Source organism: Sandaracinobacteroides sayramensis (genome assembly GCF_022014495.1).
Classification (GTDB): Bacteria; Pseudomonadota; Alphaproteobacteria; order Sphingomonadales; family Sphingomonadaceae; genus Sandaracinobacteroides; species Sandaracinobacteroides sayramense.
The window spans coordinates 103406-119123 of sequence record NZ_JAKLSQ010000018.1; the positions used below are offsets into that span (position 1 = coordinate 103406).

The 15718-nt window shown below is 63.9% G+C and carries 17 protein-coding genes and 1 tRNA gene; 10 read left to right on the plus strand and 8 right to left on the minus strand.

Annotated elements, in window-relative coordinates; all coding sequences use genetic code 11:
- Window positions 1–54 precede the first annotated feature (54 nt).
- The 3 genes from recJ (at window position 55) to L6Q21_RS13410 (ending at window position 3457) form a co-directional block, all read left to right on the plus strand.
- Window positions 55–1836, plus strand: a complete 1782-nt coding sequence (gene recJ, locus L6Q21_RS13400; protein ID WP_237831271.1) for a single-stranded-DNA-specific exonuclease RecJ — start codon at window positions 55–57, stop codon at window positions 1834–1836.
- Between the two features lie 149 nt (window positions 1837–1985).
- A tRNA-Glu gene (locus L6Q21_RS13405) sits at window positions 1986–2061 on the plus strand.
- A gap of 163 nt (window positions 2062–2224) precedes the next feature.
- Window positions 2225–3457 carry a tyrosine-type recombinase/integrase gene (locus L6Q21_RS13410; protein ID WP_237831272.1) on the plus strand — a complete coding sequence of 411 codons (1233 nt, stop codon included), beginning with the start codon at window positions 2225–2227 and terminating at the stop codon, window positions 3455–3457.
- Window positions 3458–3469: 12 nt separating this feature from the next.
- Here L6Q21_RS13410 and L6Q21_RS13415 read toward each other — a convergent pair whose 3' ends face one another.
- Entirely contained in the window at window positions 3470–3673 is a 204-nt protein-coding gene (locus tag L6Q21_RS13415) for a helix-turn-helix transcriptional regulator (RefSeq protein WP_237831273.1), read from the minus strand.
- Window positions 3674–4198: 525 nt separating this feature from the next.
- On the opposite strand from L6Q21_RS13415, the gene L6Q21_RS13420 reads away from it, so the two are divergent.
- Together L6Q21_RS13420 and L6Q21_RS13425 are read left to right on the plus strand one after the other, a co-directional pair.
- Window positions 4199–4462 carry a type II toxin-antitoxin system RelB/DinJ family antitoxin gene (locus L6Q21_RS13420; protein WP_237831274.1) on the plus strand — a complete coding sequence of 88 codons (264 nt, stop codon included), beginning with the start codon at window positions 4199–4201 and terminating at the stop codon, window positions 4460–4462.
- Window positions 4449–4730, plus strand: a complete 282-nt coding sequence (locus L6Q21_RS13425; RefSeq protein ID WP_237831275.1) for a type II toxin-antitoxin system YafQ family toxin — start codon at window positions 4449–4451, stop codon at window positions 4728–4730. Before L6Q21_RS13420 ends, L6Q21_RS13425 begins: the two co-directional genes overlap by 14 nt.
- Before the next feature lie 29 nt (window positions 4731–4759).
- Here the strand turns inward: L6Q21_RS13425 and L6Q21_RS13430 are convergent, their stop codons facing one another.
- Window positions 4760–5005 (minus strand): hypothetical protein, encoded by a 246-nt coding sequence (locus tag L6Q21_RS13430; protein ID WP_237831276.1) that lies wholly within the window; start codon window positions 5003–5005, stop codon window positions 4760–4762.
- A 160-nt stretch (window positions 5006–5165) separates the two neighbouring features.
- Between L6Q21_RS13430 and L6Q21_RS13435 the strand changes: the two genes are divergently transcribed.
- Both L6Q21_RS13435 and L6Q21_RS13440 read left to right on the plus strand, forming a co-directional pair.
- On the plus strand, window positions 5166–5750 hold the full coding sequence (locus L6Q21_RS13435; RefSeq protein ID WP_237831277.1) for a hypothetical protein: 585 nt from the start codon (window positions 5166–5168) through the stop codon (window positions 5748–5750).
- A 10-nt stretch (window positions 5751–5760) separates the two neighbouring features.
- The gene (locus L6Q21_RS13440; RefSeq protein ID WP_237831278.1) at window positions 5761–6348 is read left to right on the plus strand and encodes a hypothetical protein; all 588 of its coding nucleotides are present in this window, start codon (window positions 5761–5763) and stop codon (window positions 6346–6348) included.
- On the opposite strand, the gene L6Q21_RS13445 is transcribed toward L6Q21_RS13440, so the two are convergent.
- Together L6Q21_RS13445 and L6Q21_RS13450 are read right to left on the minus strand one after the other, a co-directional pair.
- Window positions 6345–6587 carry a conjugal transfer protein TraD gene (locus tag L6Q21_RS13445; RefSeq protein WP_237831279.1) on the minus strand — a complete coding sequence of 81 codons (243 nt, stop codon included), beginning with the start codon at window positions 6585–6587 and terminating at the stop codon, window positions 6345–6347. The two genes, L6Q21_RS13440 and L6Q21_RS13445, sit on opposite strands and share 4 nt — an antisense overlap.
- A 22-nt stretch (window positions 6588–6609) precedes the next feature.
- A complete protein-coding gene (locus tag L6Q21_RS13450) occupies window positions 6610–6915 on the minus strand; it encodes a conjugal transfer protein TraD (RefSeq protein WP_237831280.1) in 306 nt (101 codons plus the stop codon).
- A 171-nt stretch (window positions 6916–7086) separates the two neighbouring features.
- On the opposite strand from L6Q21_RS13450, the gene traA reads away from it, so the two are divergent.
- Window positions 7087–10065 carry a Ti-type conjugative transfer relaxase TraA gene (traA, locus tag L6Q21_RS13455; RefSeq protein WP_237831281.1) on the plus strand — a complete coding sequence of 993 codons (2979 nt, stop codon included), beginning with the start codon at window positions 7087–7089 and terminating at the stop codon, window positions 10063–10065.
- Between the two features lie 11 nt (window positions 10066–10076).
- Entirely contained in the window at window positions 10077–10805 is a 729-nt protein-coding gene (locus L6Q21_RS13460; RefSeq protein WP_237831282.1) for a DUF6118 family protein, read from the plus strand.
- Between the two features lie 23 nt (window positions 10806–10828).
- Here the strand turns inward: L6Q21_RS13460 and L6Q21_RS13465 are convergent, their stop codons facing one another.
- Window positions 10829–12331 (minus strand): TrkH family potassium uptake protein, encoded by a 1503-nt coding sequence (locus L6Q21_RS13465; RefSeq protein WP_237831283.1) that lies wholly within the window; start codon window positions 12329–12331, stop codon window positions 10829–10831.
- Window positions 12328–13713: a Trk system potassium transporter TrkA gene (gene trkA, locus L6Q21_RS13470; RefSeq protein ID WP_237831284.1), complete on the minus strand. Its 1386-nt coding sequence runs from the start codon at window positions 13711–13713 to the stop codon at window positions 12328–12330. Before trkA ends, L6Q21_RS13465 begins: the two co-directional genes overlap by 4 nt.
- Before the next feature lie 87 nt (window positions 13714–13800).
- On the opposite strand from trkA, the gene L6Q21_RS13475 reads away from it, so the two are divergent.
- The gene (locus L6Q21_RS13475; protein WP_237831285.1) at window positions 13801–14112 is read left to right on the plus strand and encodes a hypothetical protein; all 312 of its coding nucleotides are present in this window, start codon (window positions 13801–13803) and stop codon (window positions 14110–14112) included.
- Between the two features lie 43 nt (window positions 14113–14155).
- On the opposite strand, the gene L6Q21_RS13480 is transcribed toward L6Q21_RS13475, so the two are convergent.
- Both L6Q21_RS13480 and L6Q21_RS13485 read right to left on the minus strand, forming a co-directional pair.
- Window positions 14156–14695 (minus strand): DUF2062 domain-containing protein, encoded by a 540-nt coding sequence (locus L6Q21_RS13480; protein ID WP_237831286.1) that lies wholly within the window; start codon window positions 14693–14695, stop codon window positions 14156–14158.
- Between the two features lie 188 nt (window positions 14696–14883).
- Window positions 14884–15711 (minus strand): undecaprenyl-diphosphate phosphatase, encoded by an 828-nt coding sequence (locus L6Q21_RS13485; RefSeq protein WP_237831287.1) that lies wholly within the window; start codon window positions 15709–15711, stop codon window positions 14884–14886.
- Window positions 15712–15718 lie beyond the last annotated feature (7 nt).

The following is a 15718-nucleotide window of genomic DNA, read 5'->3' on the forward strand; positions in this document are numbered from 1 at the left end:
TGAATATGGCGCATCTTGACAGCCATGTTCCCACGCGCGACCTGCGAGCGTTCCATGGCTGATCCCGTCTTCAACGTTTCCCGCTCGGCCACCGCCCGGGCCTGGCACTGGCGCGCGCAACCGCTGCCGCTGGGCGCCGCCGAAAGGCTGGGCGTGGACGAACTGGCCGCGCAGATTCTTCTGTCGCGCGGCTGCGCGCCGGCCGATGTGCATCGCACGCTGAAGCCTGCCCTGCGCGACTGGCTGCCCGATCCATCCCTGTTCCAGGACATGGATCGGGTCGCCGGCCGCCTCGCCGACGCCGTGGAGCGGGGCGAGAAGATCATCCTCTTCGCCGACTATGATGTGGACGGCGCCACCTCGGCCGCCTTCCTCCTGCGCCACCTGAGGGCGCTGGGCGCCGACGCAGCGCCCTATATCCCCGACCGGATCCTGGAAGGCTATGGGCCGTCCGCCGCCGCCCTCCTCGAATTGCAAAGACGGGGTGCGCAGCTCGTGCTGCTGCTCGATTGCGGCACGCAGGCCTTCCAGCCGCTCGAAGCCGCGCGGGAGGCGAAGCTGGACCTGATGGTGGTGGACCACCACAAGGCCTCCACCGCGCTGCCGCCGGCGCTGGGGATCGTGAACCCCAACCGCCTCGACGAATCGCCCGAAGCGGCGGTGCACGGCACGCTCTGCACGGCCGGGCTGGCTTTCCTGCTGGGGGTGGCGCTGAACCGCGAACTGCGCAGGCGCGGCCGTTTCAACGCCGCGCCGGAGCCGAATCTGGCGCAGTGGCTGGACATCGTGGCGCTGGGCACGGTGGCGGACGTGGTGCCGCTGACCGGTCTCAACCGCGCTTTCGTGGCGCTCGGTCTGCGCCGCATGGCGCAGCGCCAGTCGGCGGGCCTTTCGGCGCTCGCCGACATCGCCCGGCTGGACCGCGCCCCCCGCGCCGACGATCTGGGTTTCCATCTCGGCCCCCGAATCAACGCCGGCGGACGCGTGGGGCAGGCCGACCTCGGCGTCCGCCTGCTGGCCAGCGAAGATGCCGACGAGGCTGCCTTCCTCGCGCAGGAACTGGATCGCTTCAACCAGGAGCGCCGCGCCATCGAGGCCGCCGTCACCGCCGAAGCGCTGGCGGCTGCCGAAGCCCAGGCGAACAGCCCGGTCGCGGTGGTGGCCGGCGTCGGCTGGCACCCCGGCGTGGTCGGGATCGCCGCCGCGCGCGTGAAAGAGCGGCTGCAACGCCCGGCGCTGGTGCTGTCGCTGGGCGAGGACGGCACCGCCAAGGGCTCCGGCCGCTCGATTCCGGGGGTCGATCTGGGCGCCGCCATTCTGGCCGCCAAGGCACATGGCCTGATCCGCGAAGGCGGCGGCCACGCCATGGCCTGCGGCGTGACAGTCGAAGCCGCGCAGTTGGACCGTTTCACCCGATGGCTCGCGGAGCATCTGGCGGAGCCGGTGGCGGCGGCCGGGGGCGAACGCATCCTGTCGATAGACCTTGCCGTCACCCCCCGAGCGATCACCCCCGATCTGGCGCAGGCGCTGGAAGCCTGCGGCCCCTATGGCCAGTCCTGGCCCTCTCCCCGGGTCGCGGTGGGCCCGGTGCGGCTGGTGAAATGCGACCCTGTCGGCCGGACGGAACCCAAAACCCATCTGCGCTTCGTCGCCTCCGGTCCGGACGGCGGCCGCGTGGAAGGCATCGCCTTTCGCGCGCTGGAGGGCGATCTCGGCCAGATGCTGATGGCGGCCGGCAGCGAGCAGCTTCACCTGGCCGGGCGGGTGACTGCAGACGAATGGCAGGGCCGCGCAAGGGCGCAACTGCAACTGGACGACGCGGCCCGCGCCCACTGAGACGCAAGGGCAGGGGCGGGATCGCCGAGGAAATCTGCGGCCATATTGCCCGACAGAAGCCGAAGTTTCTCGCGCAAGGCATTTGGATACGGCAGTGAGGCCTTGACGTGCTGCCATGCGCCCGCTAATCGGCCGCCTCCCGCAAGTGCGGCCCCTTCGTCTAGCGGTCTAGGACGTCGCCCTTTCACGGCGAAAACACGGGTTCGAGTCCCGTAGGGGTCACCAAAATCCTCTCCCAGAGGGTTCCAGAAGATGCCATAACTGGCTGATTTCTGCGGTTTTTTGTGGTATAGGTATCCCATACGGAGCGGCCGAGTGCCACCGGATACCACCATCTTGATGGTATATTTGATGGCAGCGCGGTCCTCCCCCAAAAGGAGATACCATCATGGCGCTTACCGCTGTTTCGATCAAAAACGCCAAGGGCCGTGCAAAGCCCTATAAACTCACCGATGGCGACGGGCTGTTTCTGTATGTGACCCCCAATGGCGGGCGCTATTGGCGCATGAACTACCGCCACCTTGGCAAGCAAAAGACGCTTGCCTTTGGCGTCTATCCCGACACCGGCCTTGCAGAAGCCCGCGAGCAGCGCGACGCGGCCCGCAAGATATTGGCGCGCGGCGACGATCCGGCCGAGCGGATCAAGCTGGAAAAGATCGCGGCGGCGGTCGCCGCATCCAACAGCTTCAAGGCCGTTGCCGACGAATGGCTTGTGAAGGTCGAGCGTGAAGGCCGCTCCGCCGTCACCATGAAGAAACTGCGTTGGCTGCTGGACTTCATCAACGAGTCCATCGGCAAGCGCCCTATCGCCTCCATTTCCGCGCAAGAGCTTCTTGTCATGCTTCGCAAGATGGAGGGCAAAGGCCGCTACGAGACGGCGAAGCGGCTTCGCAGCACGTGCAGCCAGATATTCTGCTATGCCATCGCAACGGCCCGCGCCGAACGTGACGTTGCCGCCGATCTTCGCGGCGCGCTCATTGCACCCCAGCCTGTTCACCGTGCAGCGATCACGAACGCCAATGCAGCGGGGGGCCTGCTCCGCGCCATAGAGGTGTTCGAGGGGCACCCGAACACCAAGGCGGCGCTACGCCTCTTGCCCCATGTCTTTGTGCGCCCCGGCGAACTTCGCTTTGCCGAATGGACCGACTTCGATTTCGACAAGGCGCTTTGGACGATCCCCCCGCACAAGACCAAAATGCGGCGCATCCACAGCATCCCCCTGTCCCGGCAGGCGCTGGCGATCCTCGAAACCATCGAGCATGACGCGGACTATAGCTCCTATCTGTTCCCGTCGCTGCGTTCAGTTGATCGGCCCATGTCTGAAAATACGATCAACGCGGCGCTGCGTCGCATGGGCTTTGCCCAGGACGAGATGACCGGCCACGGCTTCCGGGCGATGGCGGCGACGCTCTTGAACGAAATGGGCCTATGGCACCCCGACGCCATCGAGCGGCAGCTTGCCCATTGCGATAACAACGCGGTGCGCCGCGCATACACGCGGGGCGAGTATTGGGATGAGCGAGTCCGCATGATGCAACATTGGTCGGATCATCTCGATTTCCTCCGCGATGGCGCGAAGGTCATCAAAGGTGATTTCAAGAAAGCGAAGGCCGGGGAGTAACCCGGCCTTGCCTCACTCGGCGCGGTCCTCGCGGAAGGCGGCGGGGTTGGCGATCCAGCGATCCACGGCGGACTCGTGCCAGCCGGTGCCGTGGACGCTGATCGGTAATTGCCGGGGGAAGCTGCCTTCCGCGATCTTGCGATAGAGGGTGGAGCGGGAAAGGCCGGTGCGTTGCAGCACCGTCTTTAGGCGAATAATCCTTTCAGGGTTGGGCATTGAGGTAACTTTCGGTTGGTAGCGGTTGACAAAGCTCCCCTGCGAATAGAATTGGCGACCTTTATGCTGCCCGCAAGAGCATCGCGGTAGCGATGTGGTGAAGATGTGGCTTACGGCAGTATAAACGTAGGTAGATGCGGCGAACGGCGGCGTATTGCGGCATACTGCGGCGAACGGCGGTGGACTGCGGCGAAGGACGGTATTCGTCCCTCTAGTCTTACACGTTTCTTTGCCGACCGTGACAAATAAGCCACGGAACCAGCCGGTTTGCGGTGAGAAGAAGCGGCCGGATGAACCCGGCCCGATTCCGATTCGCACGACATGGCGGACCTTTCAAAACGCCCAGTCCGTCCGCCACATTTCCATGCTGTATCGCTTTGCCCCGCCGCGCAAGAGGGGGAGGCACTACAGTGCCGCTTGCAGCCAACTTAGTCGTAGATGCGCCAACATAGTCGCTTTCGGCAGTCAGCAGAATTGCAATTGGCAGCCTGTTGCATTACATTGTCATGCAGAAAGGAAATCGACATGGCCGCGAACGCACTTGTCCAGACCCGAATCGACGGAGCCGTGAAGGAGGAAGCCGCAACCGTGCTGGCGGCAATGGGGCTTACCGTCTCCGATGCCGTGCGCCTGATGCTGACCCGCGTTGCGCGGGAGAAGGCACTGCCGTTCGAGCCGCTGACCCCGAACGAAACGACGATTGCCGCGATGAAGGAAGCCCGCGAAGGCAAGGTGAAGCGCTCCGCCACGATTGCCGATCTGATGGCCGACCTGAATGCGGACGATTGAGCGCACCGGGCAATTCAAGCGCGACTACAAGCGAGAGAAAAAGGGACAGCACGCAAAGACGCTGGACGCCGTGTTGCTTCCCGTCATCGAGGCGCTGGCAAATGACGAGCCGCTTGAACCGCGCCACCGCGACCATACGCTAACCGGCGACTGGCGCGACCATCGGGACTGTCACGTCAAACCTGACTTGGTGCTAATCTACCGCAAGCCCGACGATGACACCTTGCAGCTTGTGCGCTTGGGATCACATGCCGAATTGGGGTGGTGACGTGGCATCTAATGGCCCGCTGGAAACCCCTATTCCTTGGACGAGTCCGGCCTTTCGCGGCGCTGCAATTCGTTCTCAACCGCCTCTCGGATGAACAGAGCAAGACGCCGGTTGCCGACCAGCGCCTCAATACGGCGGATCGTGTCGGCTGATAGCCTGATTGTCGTCGGCTTCATTCCAAGCGGCGGGCGTCCCATCAGCCCGTCGCTATCGGCCATGCCTGCTATCTCCAAGCCAAACACGTTGACGCCACCGTTTATTTGAATATACGCCATCGTTTATATGATAAACGGTATCGTATATTGCTGCAATGGCCCTCCCTCCATCGGGTCAACCGGCAATCCGACGGCCCGAATCGCGTGGGAGTGTCGGGACCGTGCCGCATCCGTCCCGTTGCTTTCGTCCTACCGCCAAGGATGCGGAACGGAGGTGCATATGGGCCATGCCGCCCCTACCACGTCGCGCCGCGCGCTCTTGGGCGCGTTGACCGCCGCGCCCGTTGCGGCGCTTGCCGTGCCCTCGCCCTGGGGCGAGGCGCTGGCGTCACTCTACGCGGATTATGGAGACGATCCGACCGCTATCACCCGAACGAAGGAGGGGCGGGCTTTGAGCCGCCGCCGCTATCATGTCGCGGAGGGGTTCTTTCCTGCCGAGCGCGAGCGGACGGGCTGGCACGGCTACCTGTATCGGGCGGGGATAACCGCCCAACTCGCCCTGTCCTCTCACTTGCTGGACATGGGCTTTGCCGATGACTGGTGCGCCCGTCATATCGGCCTGCGTGTCGCCAAGTCGCTTTCCTATGCCAATGCGACGGGATTGGGCCATGACTGCCCCGACATGGCGCGGCTGGCGGCGATCCTCACGCCCTATTGCCGATGGAACCAAGTCCGCCTGTTCGGGGAGCCGGAACCCGATGACGGCGGACTGACACTCTCGCAGATCCATGCGCTGCTCCGCGCCCTGTTGGACCGTGTGCATGACGTGACCGGCCATCCTCGCCCGCGCGGATGGCGCAGTTGACGGCATAGCCATGACGGAGGACCGGCGCGGCAGGAAGGAGGTGGTCGGTCCCCTGTTGATTTCGGTGCTGGCGCACGTTGCGCTATTGGTGCCGCTCTCCATTCCCGGTTGCTCGGTTTCGGAGCCATCGGAGGACCAGCCCGAACGGTCGAAAGGGACCGACACTTTGATGGTCGATATATTGGACGAGCTTCCGCCTCCGCCTAGCAAGCCACCCCGTCTTGCAGATGAGATATGCGACCCGAACGCTCCGTCCGAATATTATCATTTCGACATAAGGCCCGGCCCGTCATTGGACCGGATATATCGCGCCGCGCGCGCCCACTTTAGCGAGATAATGATGGTGACGGATTCCTTGGCGGGAAAGCGATCACGCGCCTTGCGCGGCTGGTTCAGGCCGTTTGATGCCGTGCGCCTGTTGGCTGGTGATGCGGGTCTATGCGCCGTCGATTTGAGGGAAGGGATTGCCGTCAATTACTGCCACGGACCAGACGCGCCTTTCAGCAGATCAAACGAGGCTTGGGTGCGGCAGGCATGGGAGCCACCGGATTGCACGACACCAAAGTCTGCTCCGATGCCCGATCCGACCGCCGCCTAACGCGGTTTCTCGCGGGCTTCCTGTTCCGCCTCGAACGCGCGCTTGCCCTTGCGCTGCCATAGGGCAAGCGCGTTGGTTCGTTCTTCGCCTCGCAGCTTGTCCGCGACCGTGAGGAACGCGCCGTAGAGCGTGGCGCGATCATCGTCCGTCAGATCGACCAGTCCCGCCTTGACGACGAGGCCGCCCAATTCGATCAGTTGCCGCGTGCGCTCGCGGCGCTTCACAACCCATTCCCGCATGTCGGTTCGCGCCTTTCGTGCCTCAATGCGATGCCGCGCCGCCTTCGAGCGGTAGAGCGCCTTCCGGCTGGCGTTCAGATCGCGGCGCAGGCTTGCGTTGCTTGCTGCGAAAGAAGGCCGCACCCGCTTTACGCCAGCCCTCCCTTGTCGCGGCATCTTTGCTGGCAACGGCATCGAGCAGCATGCCCGCGAGCAGATCGGCGTCAAGCGCATCGGCACCCGTCGCGGCGACCAGTTCACCAAGCTGGCGCACACGCCGCTCCTTGAGCGCCTTCGCCTTGTCAGCGAGCGCCTTCAATTCCAAATCAAAGTCGCGGGGTTTACGCATCACAGTCTCCATTCTTTGCGAATGGAATAATTCTAGGCTATCGTTGCACGTAATGCTGTAGAGTTGTCGGGACGTTCTGGAACCGCCTAGTCCCTGCTCGGATTTTATTCGAGGAGGGCGCGCTTATACGTCGTGCCGACGTGCGCTTAGTGGCGTAGATGGATTGCCGCTATGGCAATCTATCACTTCTCGGTTCAGGTCATCGGCCGCGCCAGCGGGCGCAGCGCCGTTGCAGCCGCCGCCTATCGGGCGGGCGAGCGCCTGCACGACGAGCGGCTGGACCGCGATCACGACTTCACCAACAAGTCGGGTGTCGTCCATTCGGAAATCCTCTTGCCCGAAGGTGCGCCCGAACGCTTCTCGGATCGGGAAACGCTTTGGAACGAGGTCGAGGCGACCGAGAAGCGCAAGGACGCGCAGCTATCGCGCGAGGTCGAGTTTTCCATTCCGCGCGAGATGACGCAGGCGCAGGGCGTCGAACTGGCCCGCGACTTCGCACAGGCCGAGTTTGTCGAACGCGGCATGATTGCCGACCTTAACGTGCATTGGGACATTGGCGCGGATGGGCTGGCGAAGCCCCATGCCCATGTCATGCTCACCATGCGCGAGGTGAACGAGCAGGGTTTCGGCGCGAAGGAACGCGACTGGAACCGCGCCGAGCTTGTCGAGCAATGGCGCGAACGGTGGGCCGATCACGTGAACACCCGCCTTGCCGAATTGGATATTGATGCCCGCATAGATCACCGTTCCCTTGAGGCGCAGGGCATCGGGCTTGAGCCGCAAGACAAGATTGGGCCGGCCGCGCAGCGTATGGGCGAGCGCGGCCTTGAGTCCGAGCGGATCGAGGATCACCGCGCTATCGCGCAGCGGAACGGCGAGCGCATCATTGCCGACCCTTCCGTGGCGCTCAACGCGATCACCCACCAGCAGGCCACGTTCACGCGCCGCGACGTGGCGATGTTTGTTCATCGTCATACGGACGGAAAAGAGCAATTCGACCGGGCGATGAGTGCCGTTCGCACTTCGCCGGAGCTTGTCGCCTTGGGCAAGGATGGGCGCGGCGAAGATCGCTTCACCAGCCGCGACATGATCGAAACCGAACAGCGGTTGCAGCGCGCCAGTGAGTTGATGGCCGAGCGGGAACGGCATCGCGTGGACGAGAAGGACCGCGCCGCCGCACTGGCCCGCGCGGAAGCGGGCGGGCTTACGTTGACGGGCGAACAACGTGCCGCGTTCGAGCATGTGACGGGCGAGCGCGGGCTTGGCGTGGTGGTGGGCTATGCGGGCACCGGCAAGAGCGCGATGCTTGGCGTGGCGCGGGAGGCGTGGGAGCGCGCGGGGTATGAGGTGCGCGGCGCAGCGTTGTCCGGCATCGCTGCCGAAGGGCTTGAGAATGGTTCGGGCATCGCGTCGCGGACCATCGCCAGCATGGAACATGGCTGGTCGCAGGGGCGCGACCTTCTCACCGCGCGCGATGTGCTGGTGATCGACGAGGCGGGCATGGTCGGCACGCGCCAGATGGAGCGCGTGCTGTCCCATGCCGCCGACGCGGGCGCAAAGGTTGTGCTGGTGGGCGATCCCCAGCAGTTGCAGGCCATCGAGGCAGGCGCGGCGTTCCGCGCGATCCACGAACGCCACGGCGGCGTCGAGATTACCGAGGTCCGCCGCCAGCTTCACGATTGGCAGCGCGACGCCACCCGCCACCTTGCGACCGGCAGGACCGGCGAGGCGATCCGGGCCTATGCAGATCATGGCATGGTCCATGCCACCGAGACGCGGGAGCAGGCGCGCGGCGAGCTTGTCGAGCGGTGGGACCGCGAACGGATCGCCGCGCCAGATCAATCGCGAATCATTCTTACCCATACCAATTACGAGGTGCGCGAGTTGAACGAAGCCGCGCGCGACCGGATGCGCGACGCGGGGCAGCTTGGCGATGACGTGTTGGTGAAGGCCGAGCGGGGCAACCGCGTCTTTGCCACTGGCGACCGCATCATGTTCCTTCGCAACGAGCGCGGGCTTGAGGTCAAGAACGGCACGCTAGGCACCATCGAGCAGGTGAACCAGCAGAGCATGACGGTCCGCACCGATGACGGCCGCAGCGTCGCGTTCGACACCAAGGACTATGCCCATGTGGATCATGGCTATGCCGCCACAATCCACAAGGCGCAGGGCATGACGGTGGACCGCGCCCATGTCCTCGCCACGCCGGGTATGGACCGGCACGGCTCCTATGTCGGCATGTCCCGCCACCGGGACGGCGTGCAGGTTCACTACGGGCGCGACGACTTCAAGGACGAGTCCCGCCTTGTCCACACCCTGTCCCGCGAGCGCGTCAAGGACATGGCGAGCGACTATGAGCGCCGCGACCCGACACAGCAATTCGCCGAGCAGCGTGGGATCACGTTTGGCGAACGTGTCACCGAAATCGTCCGTGCGGGAGCGGAGAAGGCGCGCGGCATGTTCGACGGATTGCGCCTTGCCATCGGCGGGCAAGATCGGGGCGCATTGGCCGCACCAGAGCGTTCGCGCGGCATCTTCGCCGACTTCCGGCCGCCCGCGCCTGTTGCCGATCCGGCAAGGGCAGCACAGGCCGAGCGGGAGCATGTGCGGCAGCTTGCCGTCCAGCGCCACGCCCGCGCCGTCGCTGATATATGGAAGATGCAGGACAAGGGCTTGCCCGTCTTGCCCCACCAGCGTGCCGAACTCGACAAGGCCCGCGAGGCGATGAACCAGACCGGCAAGCACGCCGCGAGGGACATGGAGCAGGCTTACAAGCGCGATCCCGCCTTGGCGTCCGATGCAGCGGGCGGCCGTGTCCGCCAGGCAATGCGCGCCATGCAGCTTGAAGCCGAAATCCGCACCGATCCCGACAAGCGCGCCGACAGGTTCGTGGAAGGTTGGCGGCAGCTCGGCCAGCACCGCGAGGAGCTACAGCGCGACGGGGATTTCCGGGGCGCGCGCAAAGTATCCGAGCAGATGGCCGGCATGGCGAAAAGCCTCGAACGCGACGCCCAGGTGGAATCCGTCCTGCGCGGGCGCAAGCAGGAACTCGGCATTTCGTTCGAGACCGGCCGCCAGCTTTCCCATGACCTCGCCAGCAGCGTCGGCATCGAAATGGGCCGGGGCCGTGACCTTGGCATGAGCAGATAGGAGGAACGATCATGGACACCAGCTTGCCAACCCTCACGCCACAGGATCAGCCGCCGGACGCCAATCCGGCGGAGGCGGCCTTTGCGGAACTGTCCGCCAAGGTCGATTTTCTAGAAACCCTTCTTCGCGGCCTTGTCGCCAAACGGGAGGAAATGCCCGACTATAACGAAACGCTTGGCGAGATCGCGGACCTTCTCGAAAAGATGCGAAACGCGATTAACACGCTCGCTCGCCGTCCCGCCATGACGTTCACCCCCGACGCGATGGCCGGGCAGATCGCGGCCGCCGCCGCCAAGGCGCGCGCGGAGGATAGCATGGCCATCCGGCAAGCCCGCGAGCGGATGGATAGTGCAGCGCGGGATATGGAGCGGCTGGCGGGAACGGTCGCCACGATCGACGAGCAGCGCCGTTACCGTCATTTGTGGGGCGGTAGCGGCTTGCTCTTGGGGATAGTGGTGTGGTCGTTCCTTCCCGGCTTCATCGCACGCACCGCGCCGGCAAGCTGGCACTTACCCGAACGCATTGCCGCGCGCACGGTGGGCGAACCGACGCTATGGGAATCGGGAAGCCGGATTATGAAGGCTGACAGCCCGGCAGCTTGGCAGGCCATCGCCGACGCCGCCGAGATGCGGCGCGACAATCGCGAAGTCATCGACGCTTGCGAGCAAGAGGCAGTCGAGGCGAAACAGCCTGTGCGATGCACAATCAGGATTAGAGCGCGAACCCAGGACGGAAATTGAACGCGTTCTCATGTTGATTATCCTCAGCCCCGCCAGAAGCGTGGCAGGAACAGGATGAGGACAGTGAACAGCTCCAGACGGCCCAGCAGCATGCCGAGGGACAGCAGCCATTTGGCGCCGTCCGGCAACGGCCCGAAATTGCCCGCCGGGCCGATGATGTCGCCAAGGCCAGGGCCGACATTGGATAGTGCTGTGACCGCGCCGCTGGCGCTGGTCAGGAAATCGAGGTCCAGCGCCATGAGCGCGATGGTGAGCGCGGCGTAGCAGAGGAAGAACACGGCGAAGAAGGCCACGACCGAACCGACAACCTCATCGTCCAGCGACCGCTCACCATAGGAGCGCGGAAAGACCCCGCGTGGATAGAGCAGGCGCAGGAAATGCGCCTTGAGCATGATCGCCATCACCTCGAACCGGAAAATCTTGATGCCGCCCGATGTCGAGCCGGTGCAGCCGCCGACGAACATGAGGCCGAAGAAAAGGCCGATCGCGGCATTGCCCCACAGCATATAGTCGGCGGTCGCATAGCCGGTCGTCGTCACCACCGACACCACGTTGAACGCCGCGTGACGGAACGCCGGCTCGACCGCATATTGGCCCGAAAGGGCAAGCCAGGAACCGAGCAACAGGATCACCAGCGCCAGGAAGCCCAGCATCGTGCGCACCTGCCGATCAAATAGAGCCTTGCGGTCGCCGGCAAGGAACCGGACATAGAGGACAAAGGGGATGCTGCCCGAAAGCATGAAAGCGGCCGCGAACCACTGGATGCCGTTGGCTTCCCAGGTGCCGAATGAGCCGTCCGATGTGGAATAGCCGCCGGTTGCGATCGAGGTCAGGGCATGGGCGATTGCATCGAACGGCCGCATGCCGGCCAGCCAATAGACGAGCGCCGCCAGAATGGTGAGGCCGAGATAGACGCTGCCGATCGCGGTCGCGATCTGCCGCACGCGCGGCATGACCTTCTCGGAGCGGTCGGAGGATTCGGTGCGGAAAAGCTGCATGCCGCCGATGCCTAGGGCCGGCAGGATGGCGATGGCGGTGGCGATGATGCCGATGCCGCCCATCCATTGCAGCAGCGACCGCCACAGCAGCATGCCCGGCGGCGCTTGCTCCAGGCCGGAAATGACCGTGGCGCCGGTGGTCGTGATGCCGGAAACGGCCTCGAAGAAGGAATCCGCCGCGCTGCGGCTGACGATGCCGTAATCGGAGAAGAAGAAGGGCAGCGCGCTGACCGCCGCGACACTCAGCCAGCTCAGCGGCGTCAGCAGAAACGCCTGCCGCAAGGTCAGTCCGGCGTTCAGCGATTTCCGGCCACCGTAGAGCAGTCCGGCGCCGATCACCGCCGACAGGCCGGACGCGACGGCAAAGGACTGCCAATCCCTGTTGGCGTAATAGATGTCCACGGCCATCGGGAAGATCATCATCCCCGCCGTGGATAGGAGAACCAAGCCGATCAGATAGAGGATCGGCCGCATTCCCGGCACGGACGGCGATCCGATTGCCTGTTGCCTAGCCAGCACGTCACTCACGCAAAGGGCCTTCGAGCGGCACCAAGCAGCGCTTCGGCCAATCGCAGGTGGCTGTAGGTTACGAGCGCCACCACATGATCGCCCGCTTCGAGCAAGGTTTCGTCATCGGGTATCAGGACATCGCCTTGCCGCACTACGGCGCCGATCTTCATGCCCGCCGGCAAGCCGAGGTGGCCCAGAGGTCGGCGCAGCAATCGCGAGTCTTCCGTGATCTCCGCTTCCACCACCTCGCCAAAATCCTCGCGCAAGGTGTATAATGCCAGAATAGACCCATGCCGCACATGCCGCAGCACAGTCGAGATGGTAACGGCGCTGGGACTTACCACGGCGTCGATGCCGAGCGTGGGGATGAGGCTTTCATAGGTGCGCTTGTTGACCAGCGTTATGGCCCGCTTGCATCCAGCCTGCTTGGCGAGGACCGAAACGAAGATATTGGTTTCGTCGTCATTGGTGACGGCGACGATGGTTTCGGCCGATCCGATCTGCGCTTCCTCCAGCAAATCCCGATCGAGCGCGTCGCCCTGGATGACGATAGTTGCGCCGCCCAGTTCGCGCGCCACCTCTTCGGAGCGTTCCTTGTCCCGCTCGATCAGCTTGATATCGACCGAAGGGGATTCCCGCCGCACACGCTTGGCGAGGTGAAGGCCCACATTGCCGCCGCCGACGATGACGACCCGCTTCGCCACCCGCTCATGGTGGCCGAAAGCGGCCATGACATCATCGACCTGGTGCTTGCGGGCAAGGACATAGACATCATCCCCGATCTCCAGCCGGTCGTCCCTATCTGGCACGAAGCAGCGTCCATGCCGGACGATCGCAAGGATCGACATGCCGCCATCGGGATGGTTCTCGGCGATTTCGGCAAAGCGCTGGCCGACGACGGAGCAATTCGACGTTCCGGTGTGGATGCCGAGCAACTCGACGAGGCCGCCGGCCATCGGCACCTTGTCGAAGGCGCCGGGCGTGCGCAGCCGGTGCGCGATGCCCTCCGCGATCACGATCTCGGGTGCTATGATGATGTCGATGGGAAGATGCTCGGCCGCATAGAGGCCCGTCTTGTCCTGCGCGAGATAGCCGGCATGGCGAAGCCGCGCGATCCGGCGTTTTACGTTGAACAACGAATAGGCCACCTGACAGGCGACCATGTTCACTTCGTCTGAGCGGGTGACGGCAATCAGCATGTCGGCGTCGCGTGCGCCGGCCTGTTGCAGCGTCGCGGGATGCGAAGCATGGCCGATGACGCCGCGCACGTCATAGCTTTCATCGACGCGCCGCACCTGCTCCGGGTCGATGTCGATGACGGTGACGTTGATGCCTTCCGTTGCAAGATGGCGGGCAATGGTCGTGCCGACCTGACCTGCGCCGCAGATGACGACTCTCATTCCTGTTCTCCGGGCGCTTCGATCCGGTGCGGTCACTACCGCGCCGACCTTCCGAACCCAAGTGCTATCGGGCTTCTTGTGATTGCGATGTTCGGCAGAACATGGGACAAGATGCTCTATTCACCGCAGGCGGATATTGACGAAAGGGGAAGGATGGCCACGGCTCAACTGTTGGTGGAACGTGGTTCCTACAAGGACCAATCCCAGGATTGGGGCAGCTTCGATTTCCTTTCGCTGCCGTCGCCAGGGGACCGATTAGCGGTCGAGCACGAGGGAACGACGCATTTCCTGACCGTGCTTTGCGTCCATCACAAGCCATCCCGTATCCCCGACGCAGGCGGTCCGGTTGCAGAGGCGGCATCGGCTTCGGTCGTAGCCAAATGGACAGGTTCCGAATGATCTCGCGAGCAGGCGGGACAGCATGCCGATAGGCGGCCGCTAATCAACGGAGTGGTTCAACTCCGACAGCTTTGCGCCGACGATGCCAGCGCCAGACCAGCGAGAGGCGCCAGAACAAATGCACTGTCGCGAAAGCAAGGAGGCTGGACAGGATCGCGAAAAGGAGCAGCCCGACAAATGTGGCAATAGACGTGGTGCTCAACGATGACCACATGCCCGATGTCATTGTGCTTGATGTATCGGGCGCGATGTCCTGGCTACTGAACATAGCGAGCAAGAATGTTCCGATTCGATAGGCGGCATAGTAGATTGGCGGGAAGGTCAGCGGATTGGTGACAAGCGTTGCCGCGCTGGCGATCAGGACATTCGCGCGCACCGAAGCCGAAAGAAGCGCCGCCAGCACGATCTGGCCGAACGGCAACAGGAAACCTGCGAACAATCCGAGAGCCACGCCTCGGGCGATGCTGCGCCGGTCGAACTGCCAGATCGACGATGGTGCGAGACGGGATGCGACAGGCGCAAGCCAGCGGCTTTTAAGCAGGGCATCCCTGTTGGGGGCGTGCTTGATGAACCATTTTCGCATTTTGTGTCTGTAAGCCGTCCGTCACCAAATCTATCGGTAGCATATAGTAGCTGACCTTGCCTTTGCCTTAAGCATTTTGGGAGCCAGTAAACACATGCGCCAATTGGCTGTAGGCTCAGCGATTGACGAAGCTTCGCAAGCGCGATCGGCTTGGCACGCTTGCGAACGATCCATCGCACGGAGGCCGGCTAGATCGGTGACAGGATACCGAAACCGATCAGGATCAGCAGCAGGCTTCCTACTGCCACGCGATACCAGACGAACGGCATGAAGCTGTAGCTGGAGATGATCCGCAGGAAGGCAACGATCACACCATAGCCGACAAGGAAGGAAATCGCTGTCGCGAGCGCGGTTTCCCCGAAACCGAACGGCCCGAATTCGCCCCAATGCCGGAAAAGCTGGTAGAAGCCGGAGGCTAGCACCGCCGGAATGGCGAGCAGGAAGGAATAGCGCGCCGCCGCCTCGCGTGTGTAGCCGAGCAGCAGGCCGATGCTGATCGTCCCGCCCGATCGCGACACGCCGGGCACCAGCGCCATCGCCTGCGCGAAGCCGAGCAGGATGCCGTCTCGCAGCGTCATGCCGGACAGCTCGCGCTTCCGCAGGCCGAACCGATCGGCCGCGCCCAGCAGGATGCCGAACAGGATGAGCATCGAGGCGGTGATGTAGAGGTTGCGAAGCGATCCTTCGATCCAGTCCTTGAACACCAGCCCCAGGATGGCAATCGGCAGCGTGCCGAGGATGACTAGCCAGCCCAAGCGCACGTCCGGGGCTTCCTCCCGTCGCTTGCCTAGCGGAGACCGCAACCAGGCGGAGCCAATGCGCCAGATGTCCCGGCGGAAATAGAGCAACACGGCCGCTTCCGTGCCAATCTGCGTAATTGCAGTGAAGGCGGCTCCCGGATCGGTTGCCGAAGGCAGGAACTCGCCCACGATCCGCAGATGCGCGCTGGACGAAATCGGCAGGAACTCGGTCAGTCCCTGCACGACGCCAAGCAACGCCGCTTCCAGCCATGACATCAGCTCA

Bases quoted from the DNA above. Each gene is read 5' to 3' on its own strand.
- L6Q21_RS13445 (WP_237831279.1), bottom strand. From the start codon at position 6,587: ATGCGGGAATGGGTTGTGAAGCGCCGCGAGCGCACGCGGCAACTGATC.
- L6Q21_RS13450 (WP_237831280.1), bottom strand. From the start codon at position 6,915: ATGCGTAAACCCCGCGACTTTGATTTGGAATTGAAGGCGCTCGCTGAC.
- L6Q21_RS13430 (WP_237831276.1), bottom strand. From the start codon at position 5,005: ATGGCGTATATTCAAATAAACGGTGGCGTCAACGTGTTTGGCTTGGAG.
- L6Q21_RS13410 (WP_237831272.1), top strand. From the start codon at position 2,225: ATGGCGCTTACCGCTGTTTCGATCAAAAACGCCAAGGGCCGTGCAAAG.
- L6Q21_RS13460 (WP_237831282.1), top strand. From the start codon at position 10,077: ATGGACACCAGCTTGCCAACCCTCACGCCACAGGATCAGCCGCCGGAC.
- L6Q21_RS13440 (WP_237831278.1), top strand. From the start codon at position 5,761: ATGACGGAGGACCGGCGCGGCAGGAAGGAGGTGGTCGGTCCCCTGTTG.
- recJ (WP_237831271.1), top strand. From the start codon at position 55: ATGGCTGATCCCGTCTTCAACGTTTCCCGCTCGGCCACCGCCCGGGCC.
- L6Q21_RS13485 (WP_237831287.1), bottom strand. From the start codon at position 15,711: ATGTCATGGCTGGAAGCGGCGTTGCTTGGCGTCGTGCAGGGACTGACC.
- L6Q21_RS13420 (WP_237831274.1), top strand. From the start codon at position 4,199: ATGGCCGCGAACGCACTTGTCCAGACCCGAATCGACGGAGCCGTGAAG.
- L6Q21_RS13425 (WP_237831275.1), top strand. From the start codon at position 4,449: ATGCGGACGATTGAGCGCACCGGGCAATTCAAGCGCGACTACAAGCGA.
- traA (WP_237831281.1), top strand. From the start codon at position 7,087: ATGGCAATCTATCACTTCTCGGTTCAGGTCATCGGCCGCGCCAGCGGG.
- L6Q21_RS13480 (WP_237831286.1), bottom strand. From the start codon at position 14,695: ATGCGAAAATGGTTCATCAAGCACGCCCCCAACAGGGATGCCCTGCTT.
- L6Q21_RS13415 (WP_237831273.1), bottom strand. From the start codon at position 3,673: ATGCCCAACCCTGAAAGGATTATTCGCCTAAAGACGGTGCTGCAACGC.
- L6Q21_RS13475 (WP_237831285.1), top strand. From the start codon at position 13,801: ATGTTCGGCAGAACATGGGACAAGATGCTCTATTCACCGCAGGCGGAT.
- trkA (WP_237831284.1), bottom strand. From the start codon at position 13,713: ATGAGAGTCGTCATCTGCGGCGCAGGTCAGGTCGGCACGACCATTGCC.
- L6Q21_RS13435 (WP_237831277.1), top strand. From the start codon at position 5,166: ATGGGCCATGCCGCCCCTACCACGTCGCGCCGCGCGCTCTTGGGCGCG.